Genomic DNA, 24,778 nt, shown 5'->3' with positions numbered 1-24,778 from the left:
TTATAGGTTCTTTACACAGTTCTTAAATTGATCTCCACGATCTTCATAGTTCTTAAACAAATCGAAACTTGCACATGCTGGCGACAACAAAACCGTATCTCCACGTTCTGCAATTTTATAAGCTACTTTCACAGCTTCTTCCATTGCATATGTTTCAACCAATAGATCTACCGCATTACCAAATACATGCTTTATCTTTTCATTATCCTCGCCCAAGCAAATAATTGCTTTTACCTTCTCACGTACCAATGGCATTAACTCCATGTACTCATTTCCTTTATCTACACCGCCTACGATCCATACTGTAGGTGATTTCATGCTATCTAATGCATAATAAGCAGCGTTTACATTCGTTGCCTTAGAATCATTGATATATTCTACATGATGTATTTTCAACACCTTCTCCAAACGGTGGGGAGCCCCTTGAAAATTAGAAACACAAGCTCTAATCGTCTCCTTTCGGATTCCTATCAATTTTGCAATTGTGGAAGCTGCCATCGTGTTCTTTACATTGTGCTGACCTTCTAAGGCCAAAGTGTCTTTAATCATGCTAATAGTGTCTGTTGTTGTTTTTATTATTATCTCGTTTTGTTCTATGAATGCACCTTGTTCAAATTGTTTGTTCAGTGAAAAGGGCATCAATTTTGACTTGACCGGGTTTTTGTTCAACCATTCTACCAAAACGGTATCATCTGCATCATATATCAAATAATCGTTTTCGTCTTGGTTTTCCGCTATTCTAAATTTTGAAGCGATATAATTTTCAAACTCATACTCATACCGATCTAAATGATCTGGCGTAATATTCGTAATCACCGCTATGTGCGGTTTAAAATCTACAATACCGTCTAGTTGAAAACTACTGATCTCAAGCACGTAATACTCAAAATCATTCTCTGCAACCATTTTTGCATAACTATCACCAATGTTTCCTGCCATTCCCACTTTTAATCCGGCGTTCGCCAAAATGTGGTTCGTTAGCATGGTAGTCGTTGTTTTTCCATTGCTTCCCGTGATACCAATAATTTTTGCATCGGTGTATTTAGATGCAAATTCTATCTCTGATATTACAGGAATGCCTTTCGCTACCAACTGCTTCACCAAGGCTACTTTATCTGGTATACCCGGACTCTTCATTACTAAATTGGCTTTTAGTATGCGGTCTTCTGAATGCTGTTCTTCTTCCCAATCAATTCCAAAATGTTCAAGAACGTTTTTGTACTTCTCTTTAATTTTTCCTTTATCGGACACAAATACATCGTATCCTTTTTTTAATCCTAAAATGGCTGTTCCTACTCCACTTTCTCCTCCGCCTAGAACTACTAACAGTGCCATTATCTAATTTTTAAAGTCACTATAGTTACAATGGCCAATAGTATTCCCACAATCCAAAATCTGGTTACGATCTTACTCTCGTGGTACCCCATTTTCTGATAATGGTGATGTAGTGGCGACATTAAAAATATACGTCTGCCCTCTCCAAATTTTTTCTTCGTGTATTTGAAATACCCTACTTGCATCATTACCGAAAGTGACTCCGCAAAGAAGATTCCGCATAACACTGGTATCAATAATTCTTTACGCACTATTATCGCAATTACAGCAATAACTCCACCTATGGTCAAACTTCCTGTATCTCCCATAAATACTTGTGCTGGGAAAGCATTGTACCATAAAAACCCTATCAACGCCCCTACAAAAGCAGTTATGAATATTAATAATTCTCCTACTCGCGGTATGTACATAATATCCAAGTAATCGGAGAATATGATGTTACCAGACACCAGGGCGAATATGCCCAGCGTAAATACTATTATTGCCGATGTACCTGCCGCAAGCCCATCTATACCATCAGTTAAATTTGCTCCGTTAGATACTGCAGTTACAATTAGAATGATAATTGGAATGAACATTAACCACGCATAATCTTTTGCATCATCTCCTGCCCATGCTATTAAGCTCTCATAATCAAACTCATTGTTTTTAAAGAAAGGAACCGTTGTCATGGTCGATTTAATTTCCGCTCCTTTTACCTGCTCTACCGTATACGCTTGTGTAATTATCGTTTTATCGTGATCACGCATGGTCACCTCTGGGTGAAAATAAAGCACGGCACCTACGATAAGCCCTAATACTACCTGACCTAATACCTTAAACCTACCTTTTAAGCCTTCTTTGTTCTTTTTAAACACTTTGATGTAATCATCCAAAAAACCAATAGCCCCCATCCACAACATGGTGAATATCAATAGGATGATGTAAATATTTTCTAATCGAGCAAAAAGTAACACCGGTATTAATGTTGCCATTATAATGATAACACCACCCATAGTTGGCGTACCTGCCTTTTGCTTTTGACCGTCTAAACCTAGATCACGAATAGTTTCACCTACTTGCTGCTTTTGTAGAAAAAGAATAACACGCTTACCGTAAACAGTTGCTATCATTAGCGAAAACAAAATAGCCATTGCCGCACGGAATGTGCTAAACTGAAACAGCGAAGCTCCAGGCAACTGGTATTGTTTTTCTAAATATTCGAACAGGTAGGTTAACATATATTCTGTATTCTTGCTACTAAGCCTTGGTTATTTATCTAAGCTTGTTAAAAGCTCTTTTACTATTTTAAAATCATCGAAATCTATACGAACGCCATTGCTTTCTTGGTAGGTCTCATGACCTTTACCGGCTATTAATATGATATCGTTATCATTTGCTAGTTGGCATGCCGTTTTAATGGCTTGCTCTCTATTTTCAATAGACAATATTTTCTTTACGTTCTGTGGCTCTACGCCTGCCTCTATTTCCGCAATTATCTCAGTTGGGGATTCGGTACGTGGATTGTCAGAGGTGAAAATAATCTTGTTGCTCATCTCTGATGCGATATTACCCATTACCGGACGCTTTGATCTGTCTCTATCGCCACCACACCCCACAACGGTGATGACGTTTTCATTTCCAGTTCTCAACGTGTTGATTGTCTCAAGCACATTCTTTAGGGCGTCCGGCGTATGGGCATAATCAACTATTGCCGTAATTTTATTTTTCGATATGTAATATTGGAACCTTCCATCTACATTCTCCAGCTCGCTTATTAAACGAAGGGTCTCTAAATGCTCCAATCCTAATAAATCTGCAGTAGCATAAATTGCCAGCATATTATAGGCATTGAAATGACCTATTAACCTGCTCCAAAGCTCATTGTCATTAATTTTCAATAATTGACCATCGAACTGATTCTCTAAAATCTGTGCTCTGTAATCCGCATAGTTTTTTAAGGCGTATGTTGCTTTTCTAGCCTTGGTATTCTGCAACATGACCAAACCGTTCTTATCGTCTATATTCGTTAGTGCAAATGCCTTTTTAGGCAATTGATCGAATAATATTTTCTTGGTATCGCGGTACTCTGCAAATGTTTTATGGTAGTCTAGGTGATCATGAGAAAGATTCGTAAAAATCGCTCCTTCAAATACCAGACCTTCTGTTCTTTTTTGGTGAATACCATGAGAGCTTACTTCCATAAAGCAATACTCTACACCGGCATCGTTCATCAATTTCAAATGCTTATTGATCACCAATGCATCTGGTGTGGTATGTTTTGTAGCAAATTCAGTATCATCGACCATGATTTTAATGGTGGATAATAACCCAACTTTAAATCCTGCTTTTTTAAATAACTGATACAACAAACTAGATACGGTCGTTTTACCATTTGTACCCGTAACCCCAACCAATTTTAAATTCTTTGATGGTGTACCATAGTAGTTAGACGCCATCAACGCTAATGCTTGATTGCCGCTTTCTACCTCTACATACGTAACCTCATCTACCATGTTTGCCGGCAATTGCTCGCAAACAATAGCTCTTGCACCAGCCGCAACTACTGCATCTATATATTTATGACCATCTGTCAACGTACCTTTTATAGCAACGAAGGCATCTCCTTTTTGAACCTCACGAGAGTCAAAACGAACAGACGCTATATCACAAGAAGTAGTACCGCTAACAGCAGCAATACGCACTCCATACAATATGTCTTTTAATGGCATCATATTAATTCTAATACTATTTTTTTCACAGACTTTAAATCCGTGCCTTTGTTGATGGATTGGTTTTTAACCTTTCCATTTCCTTTTACTATTACTTCTATTCCTAAATTCTCCAAAATAGCAACTGCATCCATACCACACATACCTTTTACATTAGGTACTTCTGAATATTTCTGTTGTGCTGCCTTGTAATATCCTTTATGAGAATCTTCGTTTTTAGCGATCAATACATCTCTAACATCAACTTCACTTGTTAATGGAGAGGTAGCGTATACTTTTTGTGCTACAGATTTAAATACCGGACCAGATACATCTGCACCGTAATAACCTACACTTTTGTCTGGCTTGTGGATTACCACAATACAAGAGTACTTTGGAGCATCTGCCGGAAAATAACCTGCAAACGAAGAAATGTACTCGTACTTAGATTTATCCTTAGACACATAATTGGTCTGTGTTGTTCCCGTTTTTCCTGCCATAGAAAAGTTCTTTGAATACATACCGTGGCCTGTACCGTGATCTTTTTCTACTACATTCTTTAATATCTGCTGTACCTTCTTTACTGTAGACTGCGAGCATATTGCAGGATTCAATACTTTTTTATCGAACTTCTCTATAGACTTGTTCCACTCCTTAACTTCTTTTAAAAGTCTTGGTTTTACCATTTCCCCATCATTTGCAATGGCATTATAAAAAGCCAAAGTCTGTAGCGAAGTCATAGAAACCTCATAACCATAAGCCATTTGCGCCAATGAAAGTCCAGACCAACCTTTGTCACCTGGGTAACGCAATACAGGTTTACCTTCACCCACAACCGGAAGTCCTAATTCTTTATGAACACCCATACTCATTAGTCTGTTCACATATTTCTCTGGGTCGTTCTTGTACCCATTGTTTATCATTTTTGCAAAGGCAACATTAGATGATACTTCAAATGCTTTGGACATTGATATTTTACCGTGTCCGCCACGCTTGGTATCCTTTACCCAGTGCTTATATATTTTCCATCTACCGTTTTCAGTATCAATTACGGTACTGGTATCTATTATTTTGTCTTCTAAAGCCGCTACCAAATTCATTAACTTAAAAGTAGAACCTGGCTCGTGAGACTCGCCAATAGCGTAGTTTAAACGCTCGTAATATTTTCCGTCAGTGGTTTGACCCAAATTCGATATTGCTTTTACCTCTCCGGTTTTCACCTCCATTACGATTACCGTTCCGTGGTCTGCTTGGTATTTCTCTAACTGACCCAATAATGCATGGTGTGCTATATCTTGTATATTAATATCAATAGTAGAATACACATCATAACCATCTTTTGGCTCTATGATATTATCGTTACCAATAGGTTTCCACTGCCCTTTTGCTATTTTTTGCTTTAAACGCTTTCCAGATATCCCTCTTAGGTATTCGCCAAAAGCACCTTCCATACCCACACGGGTATAATATCCGTTTTCATCTTTACGCTCGTACCCAACACTACGTTCTGCAATTTTACCTAACGGATGCTCTCTCTTTACATGTTGCTCAATGATCAAACCGCCTTTGAACGCTCCTTTATTGAACAGCGGAAATTTCTTCACCGCCATGTATTCTGAATAATCTAGATTACGAACTATTAATGCATATCTATTTTTATTCTCTCTTGCCTTTCTTAAAATCTGTTGATAGTGAGAAGATGTTTTCCCAAATTCTTTTGCCAAGGCATCTGAAAGTGGTTTTACATTTTCCTTGAAATCTTCATTACTTACGGTAACGGCATCAAAATGCACCGTGTATTTAGAAACTGAAGTTGCTAAAAGGCTACCGTCATCTGAATATAGGTTACCTCTATTTGGCTCAATAGTGAACATACGCTCTGTACGCGTATCTGCCATTGCCTGGTATTTTTCACCGTCAACGATTTGTATGGAGACCAGCTTAAATAACACTGCACCAGCAAAGAGTACCATGAATCCTGCTACAACGTAGAGCCTTTTTAGTATGCTTTTATCTGTTGTCGCCATTATTCCTCAACATTTAAAGATTTCACTTTAATTTTCTGCGGGGGAGTTTCTGACGGAAAAAGTCCTTTTTCGGAAATTTTACCTGTAATGCTCGACTCTAATTTTAACTGCTGCACATCTGATCGCATATCTACGAACTCATTACGCAATTCTTTTACCTCTTCATTTAATAAAGCGATACGGTGTACTTTTTGGTCGGCACTATGAGAGCTACTGATCATTACAGTCGCCAAAAAAGAAATGAAAATAATGAACAGCCAATTTTTAGGGGCGTCACCGCTCACCAAAAATTTACCCTTCAAAAGGTCCAAAACACCCGTTTTCACTTTATTTTTTGCCATTTCGCTCTGCTATCCTCAATTTCGCACTACGTGCTCTGTTATTCAATTTTATTTCTTCTCTAGCTGGCACTATCAATCCGCCAACCTTTTTTAACGGTACATCTATATTTCCGTAAAAATCCTTTTCTGGCTCTCCTTCAAACTGTCCTGCTCTTATAAATCTTTTTACAAGCCTGTCTTCTAAAGAGTGGTAACTAATTACACTTAGCCTACCGTTATCATTCAATAATTCTGGCACTTGCTCCAAAAACTCTTTGATCACTTCTATCTCTTGATTCACCTCTATACGAATCGCTTGGTATATCTGTGCCAAAATCTTATGCTGCCTGTGCTCTGGCAAAAACTGCTTCAACGCTACTTTTAGCGCATCTGTAGTTTGTATCTGCTCTACTTCCCTACTGGCAATAATTACTTTTGCCATAGCGTTCGCATTTCTTATATCTCCGTACTCGAACAATACCTTACGCAAATCATCATACGTGTACTTATTGACTACTTCAAAAGCAGATAGCGTATTACGCTTGCTCATTCGCATATCTAAATCTGCATCAAAACGGGTAGAGAATCCTCTTTCCGCTTGATCGAACTGATGCGATGAAACGCCAAAATCAGCTAATATTCCATCAACCTTACGAATGCCATAGAACTTTAAAAATTGAGAGATGTATCTAAAATTTTCCGCTATCAACGTAAATCTTGGATCACCTAACGTATTTGCTTGCGCATCTTCGTCTTGATCAAAAGCAAACAATTTGCCTTCTGCACCCAACCTTTTTAATATCTCTTTAGAGTGACCGCCACCACCAAATGTCACATCTACATAAATTCCACCTTCTTTGATGTCTAAACCGTCAACCGATTCTTTCAGTAATACTGGGTTATGATACATCTCCACTTGGTTTTTCACCTAACATTACACGCTTTGCCAACTTCACCTTCTCTTCTTTTGTTGCACTTATAGATTCATCGTATGCTTTCTTATCCCAAATCTCTAATCGCTTACCTATTGGTGCAATTACCACTTCTTTAGAAATACCCGCTAACGAAATAATATCCTTTGGTATCAACAATCTTCCGGTAGCATCAACTTCAACTTGACGCAAACCTGCCGTGTACATTCTTATAAATTGTAGGTTTTCTTCATCAAACCTGCTCTTTTCATTCAATTCTGCCATCACTCTGTGCCACTCATATGCCGGATATAACTCCAAGCACTCGCTCAAATATGATTTTTTTATAAAAAACCCATCTTTTAGAATCGGAGCCACTTGATTGCGCAGCGCAACCGGGAGCATAATACGCCCCTTAGCATCAGCTTTGCAGTTAAATGTCCCAAAGAAATAAATGTCCAAATTGGATGTGTTTAGTTTATATAACTCAAATATATAAATATTATTACCACATTTTACCACTAAAAACCACTTTGTTAATAAATTACCCCACTTTTGAGCACGTTTTTGCACTTCATCGGTTTTTATGGGATAATTTTCCCACTCGCCCCGTAATTCTCTAAAAAATCAAATCTTAAAGTTTCAAGTACTCACCTTATCGAAAAGAGTTGTTTGCTATTCTCTGTAATTACCTATATTTGGACAATTACTGATGAGTAGTGCGCATGGAAAACGATTTGATCAACGAAGGAGGATTTAAGTATATAGAGAAAGGCGAAGGCAAACCCATAATTATTCTTCACGGACTAATGGGCGGACTAAGTAATTTTCAAGGAGTATCTGACTATTTCCCTCCCAAAGGTTATAAAGTACTTATTCCTGAATTGCCCTTGTACTCTATGCCGATGTTGAAAACAACGGTTAAGAACTTTGCCAAATACCTTAAGAAATTTATAGATTACAAAGAGCTAGACGATGTTATACTTCTAGGCAACTCTTTAGGTGGCCATATTGGTCTTTTACATACCAAATTATACCCGGCAAAAGTAAAGGCCTTGGTAATTACCGGTAGCTCTGGACTTTATGAAAGTGCTATGGGCGACGGTTACCCCAAACGTGGTGATTATGAGTTTATTAAAAAGAAAGCACAAGATGTTTTCTATGACCCAGAAGTTGCTACCAAAGAAATAGTAGATGAAGTTTTTGCTACGGTTAACGATCGTGTAAAATTGGTAAAGACCTTGGCAATTGCAAAAAGCGCCATACGCCATAACATGGCACAAGATTTACCAAAAATGAAAACCCCTACGTGTATTATTTGGGGAAAAAATGATAGCGTTACTCCGCCAGATGTTGCAGAACTGTTCGATGAGCTTTTACCTAATTCAGATTTATTTTGGCTGGATAAATGCGGACATGCACCTATGATGGAGCACCCAGATGAATTCAATACCATTCTTGATGATTGGTTGACGAAAAACAATTTCTAAATACCCTACGGATGAAAATAAAGTCGGCCGACTTTGTAATGAGCAATTCTGATGTTGCCAAATGCCCAAAAGAACCCTTACCCGAATATGCCTTTATTGGTCGTTCTAATGTAGGTAAGTCTTCTTTGATAAATATGTTGACCGAGCGTAAAAGCTTGGCTAAAATTTCCGGTAGACCCGGTAAAACACAGCTTATCAACCACTTTAAAATCAATGAGAATTGGTTTTTGGTAGATTTACCTGGTTATGGTTATGCCCGTGTTTCTAAAAGAGATAAAAAGACCTTTCAAAAATATATTACCAACTACTTTTTACAGCGAGAGCAACTGGTTTGTTCTTTTGTACTAGTAGATGTACGCCACGATCCGCAACCTATAGATATGGAGTTTATGCAATGGATGGGCGAAAACGGAGTACCCTTTGCCATTATCTTCACAAAGGCAGATAAATTAAAGCCTAAGGCAGTTGAGCGTCAAGTTCAAAAATACTTGGACCAACTTTTAGAGGATATGTGGGAAGAAACACCACCACATTTTATTACCAGCTCTAGCCACCGTAGCGGTCGCGATGAAGTACTAGCCTATATAGACGCTATTAACGAGAAATTTTTCGAGGCAACTAAAAAATAGTTGTTGGTTGTTCGTTGTTGGTTGTTCGATTTTTGAACGCTGCGCGTTTTGTGTTAGTTCTTAGTAATTCTCACTTTTTACCTTTCGCTATTCATGACCTAATACTCTTTACTTAATACTTTGTACCTCTTACCTTGTACTTTGTACTTTGTACTTAATACGCTGTACTTTTTACTCTTCAAAAACGAAATGTTAGTTCGAGTGGATTTTTTACTGAAGCATAGCGGAGGTGAAAAATTTGTATCGAGAACCGTCGCGTGTTCCATACCTGTTCTCGATACAAATTTTCTCATACTTCGAAAATTCACTCGAACTGACAATGTTACTTACTAACGAAAACAACTGAAAACTGTTACTGTACACTGAACACTTTGCATTCTCTCGTCAACGTCATAGCGAGCATAGCGCGGCTATCTGCTTGTTTGGAACACAAATCACTTCAGTTACACTTACCGACCGAGTAAGACCGACAACCGACAACCGACAACCAACAACTATCAACCAAAACCAAATACAAAACACACATTCAACAGATTGCCACGTCGCGAAAAGCTTCTCGCAAAGACGTTCCTGAATTAACCGTCATAGCGAGCATAGCGCGGCTATCTGCTTGTTTCGATCACAAATCAATTCGGCTACGCTCAGCGACCGAGCAAAACCAACAACGAACAACTATCAACCAAATACAAAACACACATTCAACAGATTGCTACGTCGCGAAAAGCTTCTCGCAATGACGTTCCTGAATTAACCGTCATAGCGAGCAAAGCGCGGCTATCTGTTTGTTTGGAACACGAAAAACATCTCGTAAACGCATTGTCATTTCGGCTACGCTCAGCGACCGAGCAAAACCAACAACGATCAACTATCAACCAAATACAGAACACATTTTCAACAGATTGCCACGTCGCGAAAAGCTTCTCGCAAAGACGTTCCTGAATTAACCGTCATAGCGAGCATAGCGAGGCTATCTGCTTGTTTGGAACACAAATCACTTCGGCTACGCTCAGCGACCGAATAAGACCAACAACCGACAACCAACAACTATCAACCAAATACAGAACACAAATTCAACAGATTGCCACGTCGCAAAAAGCTTCTCGCAATGACGTTTCTGAATTAACCGTCATAGCGAGCATAGCGCGGCTATCTGCTTGTTTCGATCACAAATCACTTCGGCTACGCTCAGCGACCGAATAAGACCAACAACCGACAACCAACAACTATCAACCAAATACAGAACACAAATTCAACAGATTGCCACGTCGCAAAAAGCTTCTCGCAATGACGTTTCTGAATTAACCGTCATAGCGAGCATAGCGCGGCTATCTGCTTGTTTCGATCACAAATCACTTCGGCTACGCTCAGCGACCGAGCAAAACCAACAACCGACAACGAACAACTATCAACCAAATACAGAACACATATTCAACAGATTGCCACGTCGCGAAAAGCTTCTCGCAATGACGTTCCTGAATTAACCGTCATAGCGAGCATAGCGCGGCTATCTGCTTGTTTGGAACATAATTCACTTCGGCTACGCTCAGCGACCGAGAAAACCAACAACTAAATCTGAAAACTGTTACTGAATACTACCAACTGAACTAACAAGCTCCTCCACCGTCTCCAAAGTATTCATTTTCTCGGAAGAAACCAACACTTCTAAATCATGCTCTGTTTCTACCAGTATAATAGGAAAAGTAAACTTGTGCCCAAACTTACTTTTGTACTTTTCTTGAAACTCGTCTTTATGGAAGAATTCTAGTTCAAAGCCTTTCGCTTGCAAACTCTCCCTAAACGCTTTCCACTGCTTGTTTTCTGTAAACGAACCAAAAGTTAGCGAGCACAGTGCACAGTTATAAGTAGCCGGATTAATGATTTTATGAGCGAAATCTAGCATTTTGCTACCAGCATCGCTATTGGCATTATAGATAAATAGAATTTTCTTTGACATACGCTATCTGTCGTAAAAAACACCCAAACCATACATGAAACTTGACCAGTTATGGTTTCCCGTAATGTAGTGTGAATTGGAAATTGTAGGTTTATTCTTAAATGTTATTTTAGCGAGGTAAGCTTTAACCTCCAAAACTAGAGCCCACGCACAAATAGCACATTTGGTTTTTGCCGACACACATGCAAACCCTGAAAGACCAAAAGAGCTATTTTTTAGCCAACGCTAAACTCAGAACAATGAATCTAAAATGTGTAGAAATATGAACTTAAAAACAGCCCACATTAAGAATTTCAAATGCTACAAAGGTTCTTTTAAAATTGATTTTTCACAAGGCGTAAATATTATAGTTGGAAATAATGAAACAGGAAAATCAACAATCCTTGAAGCTATACATTTGGCTTTGTCAGGTGTGTTGAAAGGTCATTATTTGCGAAATGAATTATCTCAATATCTGTTCAATAATGAAGTTGTAGAAAGCTTCTTATCAAATCTAAAGAATGGTAAAAACCCTGAATTACCTTGTATACATATCGAATTGTTTTTTGATGGTCATACAACTTCAGATTATGCAAAACTGCAAGGAGACAATAACAGTATGAAAACTGAAGCTGTTGGTGTATCTTTTAAAGTCGAATATGACGAAAGCTTTAATGATGAATATGAAGCATTGCTTGCTGAGAAAAATGAACTGCAAACTTTGCCAATTGAATTTTATAAGATTACTTGGAAGTCCTTTGCTAGAGATTCGTCCATAACAACAAGGAGTATTCCTATAAAGTCCGTATTGATTGACTCTTCTAATCAAAGGTACAAAAACGGGTCAGATGTTTATATCTCTCGTATTATTAAAAACAATCTTAACCTAAAAGAAAAAGCAGGCGTATCTCAAGCTTTTAGGCAGGTTAAAGAGAGTTTTATGAGCAACCCATCTATTGAAGCCATAAATAAACAAGTAAAAAAGAACTCTCATATTTCAACAAATAAAAACATTGAAATATCCGTTGATTTATCTACTCAAAATGCGTGGGAAACCACATTGATGACATATTTAGATAATGTTCCATTTCACCAAATAGGGAAAGGTGAACAATGTATAATTAAAACAAACCTGTCACTATCACATAAGAAAAGTGAAAAAGCTGATTTAATACTACTAGAAGAACCAGAAAATCATTTAACACATTCAAAATTAAATGAGTTTATAAAATCAGTTACTAATAACTGTAAAAACAAACAAATAATAATTTCGACTCATAGTAGTTTTGTTGCTAACAAATTAGGGCTTGAGAATTTAATATTATTAAGTAAATCTAAAGTTGGAAGAAAGAAAACATATATAAACGAATTGCCATCAGACACTCAGAACTATTTTAAGAAATTATCTGGTTATGATACACTCAGATTTATACTTTGTAAAAAAGCAATACTCGTAGAAGGTGATTCTGACGAACTAGTCGTACAGAAAGCATATATGGATATGCACGATGGATGCTTACCTATTGAAAATAGAATTGATGTAATTTCTGTTCGGAGTTTAGCTTTTAAAAGATTTCTTGATATTGCTAAAATCATTAAGCATCCAGTAGCTATAGTCACTGATAATGATAGAAAATTCAAAGAAAAGATTATTGATAAATATGAAGATTATGAAGGTGTTGAAAGTATCAAAATTTTTGCTGATGAGAGGGAGGAATTAAACACGTTAGAGCCACAAATAGTTGATGCTAATAAAAAGCAACTAGATATTCTTAGAAAAGCTTTAGGTATTAAAAAGAGCAGGTATAATTCTGAAAAAAGCATTGTAAAATATATGGTTAGTCATAAGACGGATACAGCATTAAAATTATTTGAAACAGCTGAAGAGATTAAGTATCCTCGTTACCTTGAAAAAGTAATAAAATGGTGCGATGACGAATAACAAACTAATCATAGCTGCTGCTGGTTCTGGTAAAACGACTTTAATTATCAAAGAAGCATTAAATATTGACAAAAGTGAGAAAGTGCTTATAACAACCTACACAATTGAGAACGAAAAGGAAATAAGAAGCAAAATACTAAGAGAACGGAAATCTATACCAGCAAATATTACAATTCAGACCTGGTTTTCATTTTTAATGCAACACGGCGTAAAACCATATCAAGGTTCTATGAATGATATGCTTTTTGAAAATGACATAAAAGGAATGCTCTTAAGTAATGAGAAATCCGCACCCAAATTTGACGAAAGAGGTCGTCCATTGTTCATACGAGGTGGAGGAAGGCAGTATTATGGTGAGAAAGACTTTAAAGAATTCTATTTCACATCTAATTGGAGAATTTTTTCAGATAAAATATCAAAATTTGTTATTGGCTGTAATGAAAAAACTAAAGGGAAGATTTTTACAAGGTTATCTAAAATCTATTCAACGATATATATCGATGAAGTTCAAGATTTAGCTGGATTTGACTTCGAAATTATTAAAATGCTGTTTAAATCAAATATAAATATTACCCTAGTTGGTGACCCAAGACAAGTGACATATGCTACAAATCATTATCGCAAATATCCTAAATATAAGAATGGAAAAATAAAAGAATTTGTTAACTCTGAATTAGGTAAACGAATTGGTTGTACGACTGATGAAAGTAGTCTAAAAAAATCACATCGTAATAATCAAAAGATATGCGATTATTCATCAAGGTTATACCCTGATTTTGAAAAAATAGAACCTTGTGAATGTGTTAATTGTAGGAAGACTACAACGCACGATGGAATTTTTGTTGTGCGGGAAAATGATGTGGCAGAATATTTAGAAACGTTTAATTCGACACAATTAAGATATAGTAAGGCCACTAAAGTTGATATAGCTTATGATGTCTGCAACTTTGGAGAGGTAAAAGGTAAAACTATTAATCGTGTAATTATTTATCCTACTAGTGATATTAAAAAATGGATAAAAAGCAACGATGCCGAATTAAAAGACGGAACTAAAGCTCGATTTTATGTTGCGTTAACTCGTGCTAAATATAGTGTTGCAATAGTTTATAATTATTCAGACAATGAAGAAATTAATGGTGTTGAGAAATGGAAATGATAAATATAAATAATCCAACACACAAGCCATACACATTTGCAATTCGCACGAGCCAACGCTTCAACCAAAAATTACAAAAAAGTATGTCCTGCCGAACCTGATTGAAGAAAAAGTACGACCGCACAACAATAAATATAGGTCATTTGGCGGTTAGTGATAAATTTGAAATGAGTACAATTAATAAAATATATAGCGGTTTGAAAAGTTGGAGCTTTGAAATGCCAAACGCCCCATATTCGAGCCGTTGTAAAATTTTTAAAAAGCAAAAAACTAAAAATTCATGAAAGGAAAAACAAAAATAATTAGTCAAACTTTGGATATTGAAAAATCTATTTCCTTTTTAACTGAATACGGTTTTCAGATTACCGAAAAAGATAAAGAAATTATCAAACTAAAAAAGTCTGGTACAATTATTACTATTAGCGGTGAAGATATGCCTAAAAATTTGTCCATTAAATATAATAAAAAAAGTGCTGAAGTTACCTTAGAGTATGATGCTTTTGTTTTATTTGACACAGGCGATTTACAAGAAGAGCTCCAAAAAATATGCAACGGGTTAACAGAGGAACAATAAATTCTACTTATATTATTTTATCCGTAGCCTATAACTTAAATAAGGTTCACCAAATATTGATATTTATATAATCACAAAACATGGAACAACAAGGCTCCGATATCATTACAAATCGATACCAAAAATTTATAAAAACAGTTTGCGAAACAGACATTGTTTATGCGCTTCAAAACCATGAAGGTTTTGCAACCTCAGCCTCTGTGCAGTATGATGATGAAAATGACAGACCTGTTGGTGTACTTTGTTTTTGGGCAGAAAGTGGCAGGGCGAAATCTTGCTCCATAAATCATTGGGCAAACTACCAACTTACTGAAATATCATTAACAGACTTTATAGAAAATTGGGGCGTAGGCATGGAAAATGACGGTATACTAGCTGGTATCGAGTTTGACCAAAATATGTTCGGCTATGAGGCAAAACCGTTAGATTTAATTCTTGATTTAGTAACTGAAATTAAAACGACCAAAAAGAGTATATCTCTTCAAAAATTTGACGGTATAGCGGACTTAGAAGAACAGGCGAAAGTTGCAAATGGGTAGTATAATAAATCATACTTTATAAATTGCAATAGATAAATTCTATGAAATTCAAAAATTGGAAAAAAGACGGGTTCGTAATTTTATCTATTATCACGGCTATATCTGTATTCACATTACAAAGTTGCAAGGACAACCCTAAAGCCGATAGCGAAAAAGATGTTATTTCTGAACATAAAAATCTAAATGGAATTGTAAGTGAAGAGGATATCGAAAGCCTATTCTTATTAAAAGACAATTCAGATTTTTCCATAGCATTGCATCAAATCCTTGTAAATAGACATGAAAAGAATCCAGATTCGCTGAATCAAATTCAATGGAATTTATTTTTGTGTATGCATTTAGAAAATGCAGGTCAATCAGAAACTATACTGACTTTTTTAGAAGAATGGTTCCCTGACCAGAGAGAACAAGTAATTATATCATTAACTGAAATAGGTGCAGTTAAATCTGCAGAAAGCATAAAACTTGTAGTTACAATACTTCCAAAAGATGGTAGTTCTTTTTTCGATAATCCCACAGAAAACTCTGATCGATTTATGATGACATTAAATAGTTTATTCATAAATTATCCAGACGGACCAATGCCAGATTTATATCGTAAATATGCTGAAAAGCATAGAGATGAAATTTAAAAAAGAGGAATTGTAAAAAATTAAACTTTTATCATAAACTCCTCTATAGTACTGATATTAAACATAAGTAATGGAGAAAGAATTAAAACCTTTATGGAGTAAAATTTTCAATTTCGATTGGAAATTTGGACTCTTTTTAATTCTTCTTATCTGTATTCCACGTTTTATTTTAGTCTTACATGGCAATGAAATTGCCAATATGCAATTTGTAGGCATACTAATGCTTGTCATGGCTATTTTACCATTTCTATTCTTAAGTAAATACGGCAGAAGAAAAATAGGAATACAAAAACCAACCAATTATCGCTGGCTATTTTTTGCTTTGGGTATCGGTATCGCTTTTAGTATTTTATTGTACTTCTTAGGAGATACACTTTATGGCAATACCTACCAGAATTGGTATCAATACATTGCCAAGTCTTATAACATTCCACAAGAAATGAATGAGCAGAGCAAACTCATTATGTTTGGTATTTCCGCTTTCATTAGTATGTCATTTAGCCCTATTGGAGAGGAGCTATTTTTTAGAGGTATTGTACATTCTAGTTTTGCCAATTCCGTAGGTAACACCAAAGCTTCTATAATTGATAGTGCTGCATTTGCCCTAGTTCATATTTCACATTTCGGACTTGTTTTCCATAACCAACAATGGGAGTTTCTACTTCTACCATCGCTAATATGGGTATTGAGTATGTTTGCCGTAAGTATTCTATTTTACGTATGCAGAAAATGTTCTGGCTCTATTCTAGGAGCAATAATATGCCATGCCGCTTTCAATTTAGGAATGACTTATTGTATCTTCTACCCATTATCCGGTAATTGAAATAGATATTAAGCAATTACAAACCACCGACCACCAACTTAAACAACCAAAAATGAAAAACTTAAAAATTATAGCAGGCCTACTAATCGTATCATTCTTTATTTCTTGCGCAGAGACTCCTAAAGAAGCAGAAGAAACAAGCACCGAAGCCACGCCAATAACACCAGAAAGTTCTAGCATAAAAGTATTGAACTTTGCTACGTTCCACATGGGGTATACCAGCGATGCCCACACCATGGATTTTGATGAAAACAATGAGAAAAATAAAGACTCTATCCACCAAATAGCTAAAATGCTATCTGCGTTTAAACCTACTGTCATTATCGTAGAAACCGTACCTGAATACAACGAGACTTTACAAAAGAACTACGCTACTTATTTAGAGGCGCCAGAGACTAATTTTGAAGAACCAAATGAAGTTGAACTTCTTGCTTTTGAATTGGGAAGATTAGCGGGTGTAAAACGTATTTATGGTGTTGATCATAAAATGGAATATAACTATGCCATTGGTTCAGAAATTACAAATGCAATTGATTCTGTTACCTACAACGCATTTATGAAGAATCCGTTTGAGTCCGTTCCTGGTCAAAATATTTTTGAGGAAGGTATATCATTATACGAGAAATTAGCTCGAATGAATCATCCTAAAATACTGGATTTACTTATCACTGCAAATGCTGATATGCTCACTTATGTTGGTACTGAAAATGGTTTTGAAGGTGCTGATGAAGCCGCAAAGTATTATCAGAGAAATCTGAGAATCTACTCTAACCTAAATAGACTTAAACTAGATTCTACAGAGAGAGTTTTTATTATTTCCGGCGGAAGCCACACCGCTTTTCTTAGAGAATTTATGCGCAGAGATGCTAAGTATGACATGGTAGATACGTTTGAGTATTTGAAGTAATATTAACTAATACTAATAGCCTTTTCAATGCTTTATGCATACAACAAACACTTTTCAAATACGTTGTAAATAAATACCAATTTACAAAACTACCAATATGAAATTGACCCTCAAAAATATTTACCTTATAACATTATGTACTTCCCTATTTCTAGGCTTTATGTCATGTGAATTAGAAGATACCGTAGAAGAGGAAAAAGCACCCAGCGAACCTGAAGTTATTTTAAATACAGAAAATTCTATTATGTCTTTTTTGGTAGTATTAAATGATGTAGAATACAAAGCTGAAATTGACACTCTAAACAATAGCATACTTCTAATCTTACCGTTTGGCACAGATTTAACTAGTATTTTACCTAACGTAATTGTTCCTGAAAATGCTACTATTTCTCCAAACCCTTCTTCGGTTCAGAATTATGAAGAAGGTGTTATTTTTACTATTACAGCAGAAGATGGCAGCACTAAGGAATATGAAGTTACCATCATAGCACCCAGCGACGAGAATAACATTATAGATTTAACCATAGAAAATGAACTCTCGCAATCTATTAGAGGTTTTATAGATGAAGAATCTAAATCAATTTTGTTTGAAGTACCCAACACATTAGATTTATCGGCGGTAAAAGTTTCTTTTACCGTACCTGACATGGCAATTTCCGAACCTGAATCTGATAGCGTGATAGATTTGAGCAGTACAACAACCTTTAGCATTACTGCAGAAAATGGAGATGTTTTGGAATATACTGTAAGTGCATATACCGAAAATCTTTTGACCAACCCGAATGGAGATAATAATGGATCTGGATGGACTTTCTCCCCAAATACAGGAGTTGAAACGAATTCTGAATATGGAAATATTTTCTATGTAACTGCCAACGATGGTGATTTTTCACCTCATATTAATCAGACCATCAATTTCCCTAGAGATTATAGTGATAAATATGTTTTATTTATTGGAAATTTAACTACAGAAAAAGTAATTGAAGATTCTATTACTAGACACTCCTATTTATGGGCAAATCAAATTGGTGATTTTTCTCCAGATGATTGGATTTATATGCAAGGTATGATACATAGTGTCGGGGCAAATGAATGGGAAGTAGTATCTGGCGCACATAAATTACTACCTAATGTAACCGGCACGTATTTTAAAATTGCACAAGGTCTTAGAAATGGAGATCCTTATGATGGCACTACTTGTAAATTCAGAGATTTAGAAGTAAGACTTTTTGAGTCTGCGGAAGATGCGGCTATTTATGTAAGTCAAATTTATAATCAATAGTAAAACTCTTGCTTTAAACTATGAAAACATCATTATTTTTTAAATCATCGCTATTTCTATTGTTATACGCTTGCGGAGAAAGTAAAATCCTAAATTTTGAAAGAGACGGCATCTCATTTACTACTCCAAAAGAATGGGAAATAACCGAACAAGAAAATAAGGATGATCAAGGCTATTTATCTATTGAAAAAGACGGTTTTGATTCTAGTGGTTTTATAACAATGACATGGCTAACGGTGAAATAGATTTGAATGAATGGATATTGATTTATCAAGATGAATTGGTCAATAATATTATATATAAAAATTCTAATTTAGATTTTACCGATTCTGGCAAAGATCACTATAACGATATTGACACGACCTCTATACAGTTTACCGCTAGCATTTTAAGACTTGAACATGAAGGTGTTATTCATTTCTTTCATAAAGGCGATAAAACCTTTGCCCTTTTAAAACAACAGGTAATAGAAGATAACTTAGTCAACAAACCGGATTTTGATTTGATTGAAGAGAATTTTAGAATAAATTAAAAAAACCAATGCTACACCTCATAGTCGGCAACACAGGATCAGGTAAAACTACCTATGCAAACCAATTAAAAAGCAAGACTAATGGAGTGCTTTTTTCTATTGATACTTGGAACAATACCTTGTTCATGCCAGATAAGAAAGAGACTGATGGTTTAGCATGGTTTTTAGAGCGTATAGAAAGAGCCGAAACCATGATCCTTAACATCGTAGCACAACTAGAACAATCTAACACCGATGCTATTCTAGACCTTGGATTATCAAAATATGAGCACCGAGAAAAATTCAGGCAATTTGCCACCACACACGGTTACAAAATACAGCTTCATTTTTTGAATATCCCTAAAGAAACGCGTTGGCAAAGAGTACAACAGCGCAATACCAAAAAAGGAGCTACTTATGAGTTTGATGTATCTCAAGAAAATTTCGACTTTATGGAAAATTGGTTTGAAATACCTAGCGAAAATGAACTTATTGGTAGTGTTACTATCACCGAATAATACTAGCTTTGCCGTTCTTATTACACGATAATAACATAAGCACAACCAAACCAACCATTTGAACGCAAAACACACTTTTGTCAACCTTTTTCTTAAGAGAAGTAGCAAACAAGAATGCCATATTGTATTAAGTAGATGGAATACGTACTACGAAGCTTTATCTGAAAAGCACAAAAAAACTTTTGTCGTTAGAACATTACTTTTCCTGAACACTACAGATTTTGATTCTAAAGAAGGTTTTGAACTGACCTTAGAAATGAAATTGGTAATTTCTAGTGCTTTTGTTCAAATTACATTTGGTCTAAAACAAGATGTACTGCGTATTTTCAATACCATCTTTGTTACGCCTACTTCTTACAAATATGCCAGCAGAGATGTTTTTTTTAATGGTGATGTAAATACGGTTACTAAAAGGGTCAATCTTTCGTGGCCTGCCGTAGAAAAGGGTTTTATTATTACCAATGACGGTTTAAATATTGCCATTCATGAGTTTGCGCATTGCTTAATTATAGAGAATACCAAAAGATCGCGACTTTCTAAAAACATCAACCAGAACGACCTTAACCAATGGAAAGATATAGCGACTAAAAAACTGCCGCTTATTAGAGAGGGCAAGTATAAAATATTCAGGAATTATGGCGGCACCAACTTAATGGAGCTATTTGCCACTACGCTAGAAACCTTTTTTGAGCAACCTCACGAGTTTTATTCGTACGCACCTACATTTTACCGTACAACCGCCAAAGTGCTAAAACAAGATCCTCGAAATGGTAAAAATCCGAAGTAAACTACTTCTGGCAAGTCCACAACTCAAACGAAAGAGAACAATCGAATAATTTCTTTGGGATCCTAGGAGTATTAAAATCTCGATTATTGTGTAAAACAATAGAAGAAATAATGCGTTGTGTTTCGTAGTACTTGATTCACCTAAATAAAACCAACAGCTACCTTATGAAAAAGTCATTCATTTTCATCGCTTCTTTCCTAATCATATTAATTTCTTGTAAAGAAACCTCAACCAATAAAACGGAACGCTCTGGTGAGCCAGATGTTTATAATGTTGAAGATGACAATGCTAAAATGAACCAGGCGATGGTAGATGCCAAAAATTCTATTGAAGAGTTTAAAATTGCACTTACCAGTAAGAATACTAGTTACGAGTTTTTCACCATCAAACAAAAATTTGCTGCAAACGATGGCGCAGAACATATTTGGGTACGAGATATTCAATTAGTAGATTCAGATTTTATGGGCATTATTGCCAATGAACCTGTGTATACCGATAAAGTTCAATTAGGAGACACTATTAAAATAAACCGAGCCAGTATTAGTGATTGGATGTATTATGACGAGGGTAAAGTTGTTGGCGGTTATACCATACGTGCCATTCGTGATGCATTATCTCCTGAAGAACAAGCTGCGTTTGATGCTGAAAACGGATTGATTTTTAAATAGCCACTTATAATTTTTTTACAATTCACGACAGTATAAATAGCTGTATTTTAACGAAATAAGACGTATATTATAGTTGATAATCAAATCAACCTATATGATATGGAAACTGTAAAAAAAACACCAAAAAGTCTCTTGTGGACCTCTTATATTCTACAAGGCTTTGTTATTATCATGCTTTTAATGGGTGCTGTAAATAATGTTTTACAGACTGAAACGGCAGTTAAAGGAGCTGTAGAAATGGGATATCCTTCAGATTATGTCATGTACTTGGGCATAATTTTATTGGTATCTACGGTACTGTATGCCATGCCCAAAACCATGTTTATTGGCGCTTTGCTTGTAACCGCATGGTTAGGTGGCGCAGTAGCAACTCATGTAATTCATAAAGACCATATGACCTTAACGATTTTTCCAGTTATTTTCGGAATTCTTGTTTGGGTAAGTGTTTTAATCAGAAATAAAAAGCTACGTGCGTTGCTATAAAATTAATGCCTTTTTGATTGGACAACCACCTTTGTCGGTGTAGTATGAGAAGTGTCATATTTCTAGCCTGTATTCATTACTATTTTTGTAAAAAACTACAATGCAAAAAATATCTTTCACTGAAAATCTAGAATTTAACGACCACAAAATTGTCACTAAGGTTCTTTTAGAAACATCGTTCTCTAAAGAGATTCGTATTTTATTAAAGGAAGGACAACAAATGAAAGAGCACAGAGCTCCTTTCCCTATCATAGTCCATATAGTTCAAGGGACTATAGATTTTGGAGTTCAAGGTACTTTGCACAAACTAAAACAAGGAGATATCATTACTTTAGATGCCAATGTACCGCATGACCTTTTAGCACTATCCGATAGTATTGTGCGTCTTACCCTTTCTAAACAAGATGCTGCTGAACGGGTAGAAAAAGTAGTTGCTGATTCTGAAAAATAGACCATGACCCAAATTACAAATAGAGAAGATGTTAGCGTATTGGTGCATACCTTTTACGATAAAATAAGGAAGAATGAAATGTTAGGCCCTATTTTCAACGGACACATTACTGACGAACAGTGGCCTGCGCATTTAAGCAAGCTTACCGACTTTTGGGAGTCTAACCTCTTTGGTGTTCGTACGTTTAGAGGGAGTCCGTCTAAGGCACACGTAAACGTTGATAAAAACCTAAAGCATACCATTTCTCAAAACCATTTTGCACAATGGCTACAGCTTTGGTTTGAAACTATTGATGAGCTTTTTGAGGGCGAATTAGCCAATAATGCAAAAGACATGGCTCGTAGAATGTCTACCGGACAGTATATTCATATTTGGCAGAATAGACCGGAGGAATTTAAAGGTGAGTAGTTTTCAGTAGGCGGTACCAGTATTCAGTACCAGTATTCAGTATCAGTAGACAGTATCAGTGTTCAGTATCAGTATTCAGTGTTCAGTTGGCAGAATTAGTATTCCATAAAATAGTACTATGTATTTAGTGTTTGGCGTGCTGCGCTTTTCGCTCAGCGCACAAAATTTTACTACCTTAGTCTAACGTATTTAATTGAACAGATTACAGTAAATCCCCATATACTCTACCTAATGGATTATCTATCACCTACCTATTTTTACGATTATGAAAGTGACGAAATCGAAGTTTTTATTTCTGAGTTCAGAAATACCACGCTTTCTAAGAAGGAAATAGCCAAACAGCTATATTTAAAAGTAAGGGACACCTGGAGATACAACCCATATAACCTAAGCCTTAACAAAGAAAAATACCGTGCCAGCGAAATTGCCAAACGTACTAATGGGCATTGTATAGACAAATCTATTGTGTTAATTGCCAGCCTTCGTGCCTTAGACATACCTGCTAGAATTCATTTGGCGAAAGTTAAAAACCACATTGGCGTAGAACGATTAATAGAAAAATTCGGTTCTAACGAACTTACACCTCATGGCATGGTAGATGTTTTTCTAAACGATAAATGGCTTAAAATTTCTCCAACGTTTAATGCATCTTTATGCGCTATGCTTAACGTTGCTCCTTTAGATTTTGATGGAGAAAATGATGCTGTACTACAACCTTTTAATGAAGAAGGTACCCAGTTTATGGAGTACTTGGAAGACTATGGTCATTTTGAAGACTTACCCATAGCTTTTATGGTTAAAAATGCCCGTGAACACTACCCAAATATATTTAATGCAGATTCTAAGCAAACGGAGTTTCTATTATAGATTTTAACAAACTTTAATACCTTAACCCGTTTTTCGGCAATTAGCGAATTACTTTTTATAGTACATTCGGTCCAAAATCTGATTTACGTGAAAAACTATCTTTTAATTTTAGTAGTAGCATTATCATCCACATTTGTAGTTGCTCAAGAACCGATAGAATGGAACCCAGACTATGAGCTGCAATTAAGCGACTACCAATCTCCAGAGTCAGAGATTAATGCTGCACTTACCTCCTACTCTATATATTCAGGCTCAAAAATCGATTTCAGTTTTAATATGAACTCGGTCTCGTTTATGTTCACCAAAAACTTCAATAGCAAGGTTAAAGCTATTTTTCAAAAGAATTTAGCGGTATTGATCGCTCCAGATTCTGTTACTGCAAATCAGTTACTTCAATTTGGCAGGTACGATTTTGATTTGGTGGAGCTTTATGCTAGAAAAATACGCAAGAAAATATATGAGGAAAAGGGAGCTTTTAGCGATTCCAGTTTATTTCAGCCCATTTTTAACGAGCTACAAGAAGAAATGAATACGGTTAGCGCACAGGTATTTAAAGCGACCGATTTTGGAAAAGATGCCGAAATGTTACAAAAAGAACACGACAGAGTTATTCTAGAAATAAACAACCTTTTAGATTTCTGTCAGTCCTGCAAGCCAAAGAAAAACCGGTAGTACGTTAGCTTTTAGCAAAAGTTAAAAAACGGAATGTCATTTACAATAATATTATATCACTAACTACTAGATTTGCTGGCAGAAAAACACTCCTCGAAATAACCTTTTTGTCACACTTCTAACTTTGTATCTGAAACCTAATACTTTTTTCTTAATACTCATTAGTTAATACATTGTTCTTAAAACCTCTCAACTCAGCACACTAAACTTACAATTGAGTTAC

At 35.9% G+C, this 24,778-nt stretch carries 28 protein-coding genes; 20 read left to right on the top strand and 8 right to left on the bottom strand.

Going from position 1 to position 24,778, the window contains the following annotated elements; translation table 11 throughout:
- Genes murD through BM296_RS17645 form a run of 7 tightly spaced genes read right to left on the bottom strand, consistent with a single transcriptional unit; the run spans position 1 to position 7,805 of the window.
- On the bottom strand, positions 1–1,335 hold the full coding sequence (murD, locus tag BM296_RS17675; RefSeq protein ID WP_027067996.1) for a UDP-N-acetylmuramoyl-L-alanine--D-glutamate ligase: 1,335 nt from the start codon (positions 1,333–1,335) through the stop codon (positions 1–3).
- A complete protein-coding gene (gene mraY, locus BM296_RS17670; RefSeq protein ID WP_027067997.1) occupies positions 1,335–2,555 on the bottom strand; it encodes a phospho-N-acetylmuramoyl-pentapeptide-transferase in 1,221 nt (406 codons plus the stop codon). The genes murD and mraY overlap by 1 nt, the downstream gene beginning before the upstream one ends.
- Before the next feature lie 30 nt (positions 2,556–2,585).
- On the bottom strand, positions 2,586–4,049 hold the full coding sequence (locus BM296_RS17665; RefSeq protein ID WP_091905193.1) for a UDP-N-acetylmuramoyl-L-alanyl-D-glutamate--2,6-diaminopimelate ligase: 1,464 nt from the start codon (positions 4,047–4,049) through the stop codon (positions 2,586–2,588).
- The gene (locus BM296_RS17660; RefSeq protein WP_091905190.1) at positions 4,046–6,052 is read right to left on the bottom strand and encodes a PASTA domain-containing penicillin-binding protein; all 2,007 of its coding nucleotides are present in this window, start codon (positions 6,050–6,052) and stop codon (positions 4,046–4,048) included. The genes BM296_RS17665 and BM296_RS17660 overlap by 4 nt, the downstream gene beginning before the upstream one ends.
- Positions 6,052–6,393 (bottom strand): FtsL-like putative cell division protein, encoded by a 342-nt coding sequence (locus tag BM296_RS17655; protein ID WP_394365313.1) that lies wholly within the window; start codon positions 6,391–6,393, stop codon positions 6,052–6,054. The genes BM296_RS17660 and BM296_RS17655 overlap by 1 nt, the downstream gene beginning before the upstream one ends.
- Positions 6,380–7,282: a 16S rRNA (cytosine(1402)-N(4))-methyltransferase RsmH gene (gene rsmH, locus BM296_RS17650; protein ID WP_091905187.1), complete on the bottom strand. Its 903-nt coding sequence runs from the start codon at positions 7,280–7,282 to the stop codon at positions 6,380–6,382. Before rsmH ends, BM296_RS17655 begins: the two co-directional genes overlap by 14 nt.
- Positions 7,272–7,805, bottom strand: coding sequence for a division/cell wall cluster transcriptional repressor MraZ (locus tag BM296_RS17645; protein ID WP_262493295.1), 534 nt, complete (start codon positions 7,803–7,805; stop codon positions 7,272–7,274). The genes rsmH and BM296_RS17645 overlap by 11 nt, the downstream gene beginning before the upstream one ends.
- Positions 7,806–8,008: 203 nt before the next feature.
- On the opposite strand from BM296_RS17645, the gene BM296_RS17640 reads away from it, so the two are divergent.
- Together BM296_RS17640 and yihA are read left to right on the top strand one after the other, a co-directional pair.
- Positions 8,009–8,773 carry an alpha/beta fold hydrolase gene (locus BM296_RS17640; RefSeq protein ID WP_027068003.1) on the top strand — a complete coding sequence of 255 codons (765 nt, stop codon included), beginning with the start codon at positions 8,009–8,011 and terminating at the stop codon, positions 8,771–8,773.
- Between the two features lie 11 nt (positions 8,774–8,784).
- Complete coding sequence (gene yihA / locus BM296_RS17635) at positions 8,785–9,402, top strand: ribosome biogenesis GTP-binding protein YihA/YsxC (RefSeq protein WP_091905184.1); 618 nt, start codon at positions 8,785–8,787, stop codon at positions 9,400–9,402.
- Between the two features lie 1,582 nt (positions 9,403–10,984).
- On the opposite strand, the gene BM296_RS17630 is transcribed toward yihA, so the two are convergent.
- Positions 10,985–11,356 (bottom strand): GTPase, encoded by a 372-nt coding sequence (locus BM296_RS17630; RefSeq protein ID WP_091905181.1) that lies wholly within the window; start codon positions 11,354–11,356, stop codon positions 10,985–10,987.
- Positions 11,357–11,618: 262 nt separating this feature from the next.
- On the opposite strand from BM296_RS17630, the gene BM296_RS17625 reads away from it, so the two are divergent.
- The 18 genes from BM296_RS17625 to BM296_RS17540 all read left to right on the top strand — a co-directional run bounded on the left by BM296_RS17625 (position 11,619) and on the right by BM296_RS17540 (position 24,555).
- The gene (locus tag BM296_RS17625; protein ID WP_091905303.1) at positions 11,619–13,277 is read left to right on the top strand and encodes an ATP-dependent nuclease; all 1,659 of its coding nucleotides are present in this window, start codon (positions 11,619–11,621) and stop codon (positions 13,275–13,277) included.
- Positions 13,267–14,433, top strand: a complete 1,167-nt coding sequence (locus tag BM296_RS17620; protein WP_091905178.1) for a UvrD-helicase domain-containing protein — start codon at positions 13,267–13,269, stop codon at positions 14,431–14,433. Before BM296_RS17625 ends, BM296_RS17620 begins: the two co-directional genes overlap by 11 nt.
- A 280-nt stretch (positions 14,434–14,713) precedes the next feature.
- The gene (locus BM296_RS17615; RefSeq protein ID WP_091905175.1) at positions 14,714–15,007 is read left to right on the top strand and encodes a hypothetical protein; all 294 of its coding nucleotides are present in this window, start codon (positions 14,714–14,716) and stop codon (positions 15,005–15,007) included.
- An 80-nt stretch (positions 15,008–15,087) separates the two neighbouring features.
- Positions 15,088–15,546 (top strand): DUF2750 domain-containing protein, encoded by a 459-nt coding sequence (locus BM296_RS17610; protein WP_091905172.1) that lies wholly within the window; start codon positions 15,088–15,090, stop codon positions 15,544–15,546.
- A 41-nt stretch (positions 15,547–15,587) separates the two neighbouring features.
- Entirely contained in the window at positions 15,588–16,178 is a 591-nt protein-coding gene (locus BM296_RS17605) for a hypothetical protein (RefSeq protein WP_091905170.1), read from the top strand.
- A 70-nt stretch (positions 16,179–16,248) separates the two neighbouring features.
- Positions 16,249–17,001, top strand: coding sequence for a CPBP family intramembrane glutamic endopeptidase (locus tag BM296_RS17600; RefSeq protein WP_091905168.1), 753 nt, complete (start codon positions 16,249–16,251; stop codon positions 16,999–17,001).
- Between the two features lie 52 nt (positions 17,002–17,053).
- A complete protein-coding gene (locus tag BM296_RS17595) occupies positions 17,054–17,908 on the top strand; it encodes a DUF5694 domain-containing protein (RefSeq protein WP_091905166.1) in 855 nt (284 codons plus the stop codon).
- A gap of 97 nt (positions 17,909–18,005) precedes the next feature.
- Entirely contained in the window at positions 18,006–19,190 is a 1,185-nt protein-coding gene (locus BM296_RS17590) for an SGBP N-terminal domain-containing protein (protein WP_143099100.1), read from the top strand.
- A gap of 20 nt (positions 19,191–19,210) precedes the next feature.
- Positions 19,211–19,435 (top strand): hypothetical protein, encoded by a 225-nt coding sequence (locus tag BM296_RS17585; protein ID WP_091905162.1) that lies wholly within the window; start codon positions 19,211–19,213, stop codon positions 19,433–19,435.
- Positions 19,417–19,722 carry a hypothetical protein gene (locus tag BM296_RS17580; RefSeq protein WP_091905160.1) on the top strand — a complete coding sequence of 102 codons (306 nt, stop codon included), beginning with the start codon at positions 19,417–19,419 and terminating at the stop codon, positions 19,720–19,722. The genes BM296_RS17585 and BM296_RS17580 overlap by 19 nt, the downstream gene beginning before the upstream one ends.
- An 8-nt stretch (positions 19,723–19,730) precedes the next feature.
- Entirely contained in the window at positions 19,731–20,219 is a 489-nt protein-coding gene (locus tag BM296_RS17575; protein ID WP_091905158.1) for a P-loop nucleotide/nucleoside kinase family protein, read from the top strand.
- A gap of 58 nt (positions 20,220–20,277) precedes the next feature.
- Entirely contained in the window at positions 20,278–21,006 is a 729-nt protein-coding gene (locus BM296_RS17570) for a zinc-dependent peptidase (protein ID WP_091905156.1), read from the top strand.
- Positions 21,007–21,170: 164 nt separating this feature from the next.
- Positions 21,171–21,674 (top strand): YegJ family protein, encoded by a 504-nt coding sequence (locus tag BM296_RS17565; RefSeq protein ID WP_091905154.1) that lies wholly within the window; start codon positions 21,171–21,173, stop codon positions 21,672–21,674.
- A 99-nt stretch (positions 21,675–21,773) separates the two neighbouring features.
- Positions 21,774–22,157: a DoxX family protein gene (locus BM296_RS17560; protein ID WP_091905151.1), complete on the top strand. Its 384-nt coding sequence runs from the start codon at positions 21,774–21,776 to the stop codon at positions 22,155–22,157.
- Between the two features lie 100 nt (positions 22,158–22,257).
- Positions 22,258–22,608, top strand: coding sequence for a cupin domain-containing protein (locus BM296_RS17555; protein ID WP_091905148.1), 351 nt, complete (start codon positions 22,258–22,260; stop codon positions 22,606–22,608).
- A 3-nt stretch (positions 22,609–22,611) separates the two neighbouring features.
- On the top strand, positions 22,612–23,016 hold the full coding sequence (locus tag BM296_RS17550; protein ID WP_027068017.1) for a group III truncated hemoglobin: 405 nt from the start codon (positions 22,612–22,614) through the stop codon (positions 23,014–23,016).
- 231 nt (positions 23,017–23,247) lie between these two features.
- Complete coding sequence (locus BM296_RS17545; RefSeq protein ID WP_091905146.1) at positions 23,248–23,883, top strand: transglutaminase-like domain-containing protein; 636 nt, start codon at positions 23,248–23,250, stop codon at positions 23,881–23,883.
- 87 nt (positions 23,884–23,970) lie between these two features.
- Entirely contained in the window at positions 23,971–24,555 is a 585-nt protein-coding gene (locus BM296_RS17540; protein ID WP_091905144.1) for a hypothetical protein, read from the top strand.
- Positions 24,556–24,778 lie beyond the last annotated feature (223 nt).

It is taken from the genome of Maribacter stanieri, from assembly GCF_900112245.1.
GTDB lineage: Bacteria > Bacteroidota > Bacteroidia > Flavobacteriales > Flavobacteriaceae > Maribacter > Maribacter stanieri.
This window is presented reverse-complemented; position numbering and strand designations above follow the sequence as displayed.

What these genes read in the sequence shown, in the direction of transcription:
- murD (WP_027067996.1), bottom strand. Translation starts at nt 1,335, where the DNA reads ATGGCACTGTTAGTAGTTCTAGGCGGAGGAGAAAGTGGAGTAGGAACA.
- mraY (WP_027067997.1), bottom strand. Translation starts at nt 2,555, where the DNA reads ATGTTAACCTACCTGTTCGAATATTTAGAAAAACAATACCAGTTGCCT.
- BM296_RS17665 (WP_091905193.1), bottom strand. Translation starts at nt 4,049, where the DNA reads ATGATGCCATTAAAAGACATATTGTATGGAGTGCGTATTGCTGCTGTT.
- BM296_RS17660 (WP_091905190.1), bottom strand. Translation starts at nt 6,052, where the DNA reads ATGGCGACAACAGATAAAAGCATACTAAAAAGGCTCTACGTTGTAGCA.
- BM296_RS17655 (WP_394365313.1), bottom strand. Translation starts at nt 6,393, where the DNA reads ATGGCAAAAAATAAAGTGAAAACGGGTGTTTTGGACCTTTTGAAGGGT.
- rsmH (WP_091905187.1), bottom strand. Translation starts at nt 7,282, where the DNA reads ATGTATCATAACCCAGTATTACTGAAAGAATCGGTTGACGGTTTAGAC.
- BM296_RS17640 (WP_027068003.1), top strand. Translation starts at nt 8,009, where the DNA reads ATGGAAAACGATTTGATCAACGAAGGAGGATTTAAGTATATAGAGAAA.
- yihA (WP_091905184.1), top strand. Translation starts at nt 8,785, where the DNA reads ATGAAAATAAAGTCGGCCGACTTTGTAATGAGCAATTCTGATGTTGCC.
- BM296_RS17630 (WP_091905181.1), bottom strand. Translation starts at nt 11,356, where the DNA reads ATGTCAAAGAAAATTCTATTTATCTATAATGCCAATAGCGATGCTGGT.
- BM296_RS17625 (WP_091905303.1), top strand. Translation starts at nt 11,619, where the DNA reads ATGAACTTAAAAACAGCCCACATTAAGAATTTCAAATGCTACAAAGGT.
- BM296_RS17620 (WP_091905178.1), top strand. Translation starts at nt 13,267, where the DNA reads ATGACGAATAACAAACTAATCATAGCTGCTGCTGGTTCTGGTAAAACG.
- BM296_RS17615 (WP_091905175.1), top strand. Translation starts at nt 14,714, where the DNA reads ATGAAAGGAAAAACAAAAATAATTAGTCAAACTTTGGATATTGAAAAA.
- BM296_RS17610 (WP_091905172.1), top strand. Translation starts at nt 15,088, where the DNA reads ATGGAACAACAAGGCTCCGATATCATTACAAATCGATACCAAAAATTT.
- BM296_RS17605 (WP_091905170.1), top strand. Translation starts at nt 15,588, where the DNA reads ATGAAATTCAAAAATTGGAAAAAAGACGGGTTCGTAATTTTATCTATT.
- BM296_RS17600 (WP_091905168.1), top strand. Translation starts at nt 16,249, where the DNA reads ATGGAGAAAGAATTAAAACCTTTATGGAGTAAAATTTTCAATTTCGAT.
- BM296_RS17595 (WP_091905166.1), top strand. Translation starts at nt 17,054, where the DNA reads ATGAAAAACTTAAAAATTATAGCAGGCCTACTAATCGTATCATTCTTT.
- BM296_RS17590 (WP_143099100.1), top strand. Translation starts at nt 18,006, where the DNA reads ATGAAATTGACCCTCAAAAATATTTACCTTATAACATTATGTACTTCC.
- BM296_RS17585 (WP_091905162.1), top strand. Translation starts at nt 19,211, where the DNA reads ATGAAAACATCATTATTTTTTAAATCATCGCTATTTCTATTGTTATAC.
- BM296_RS17580 (WP_091905160.1), top strand. Translation starts at nt 19,417, where the DNA reads ATGGCTAACGGTGAAATAGATTTGAATGAATGGATATTGATTTATCAA.
- BM296_RS17575 (WP_091905158.1), top strand. Translation starts at nt 19,731, where the DNA reads ATGCTACACCTCATAGTCGGCAACACAGGATCAGGTAAAACTACCTAT.
- BM296_RS17565 (WP_091905154.1), top strand. Translation starts at nt 21,171, where the DNA reads ATGAAAAAGTCATTCATTTTCATCGCTTCTTTCCTAATCATATTAATT.
- BM296_RS17560 (WP_091905151.1), top strand. Translation starts at nt 21,774, where the DNA reads ATGGAAACTGTAAAAAAAACACCAAAAAGTCTCTTGTGGACCTCTTAT.
- BM296_RS17555 (WP_091905148.1), top strand. Translation starts at nt 22,258, where the DNA reads ATGCAAAAAATATCTTTCACTGAAAATCTAGAATTTAACGACCACAAA.
- BM296_RS17550 (WP_027068017.1), top strand. Translation starts at nt 22,612, where the DNA reads ATGACCCAAATTACAAATAGAGAAGATGTTAGCGTATTGGTGCATACC.
- BM296_RS17545 (WP_091905146.1), top strand. Translation starts at nt 23,248, where the DNA reads ATGGATTATCTATCACCTACCTATTTTTACGATTATGAAAGTGACGAA.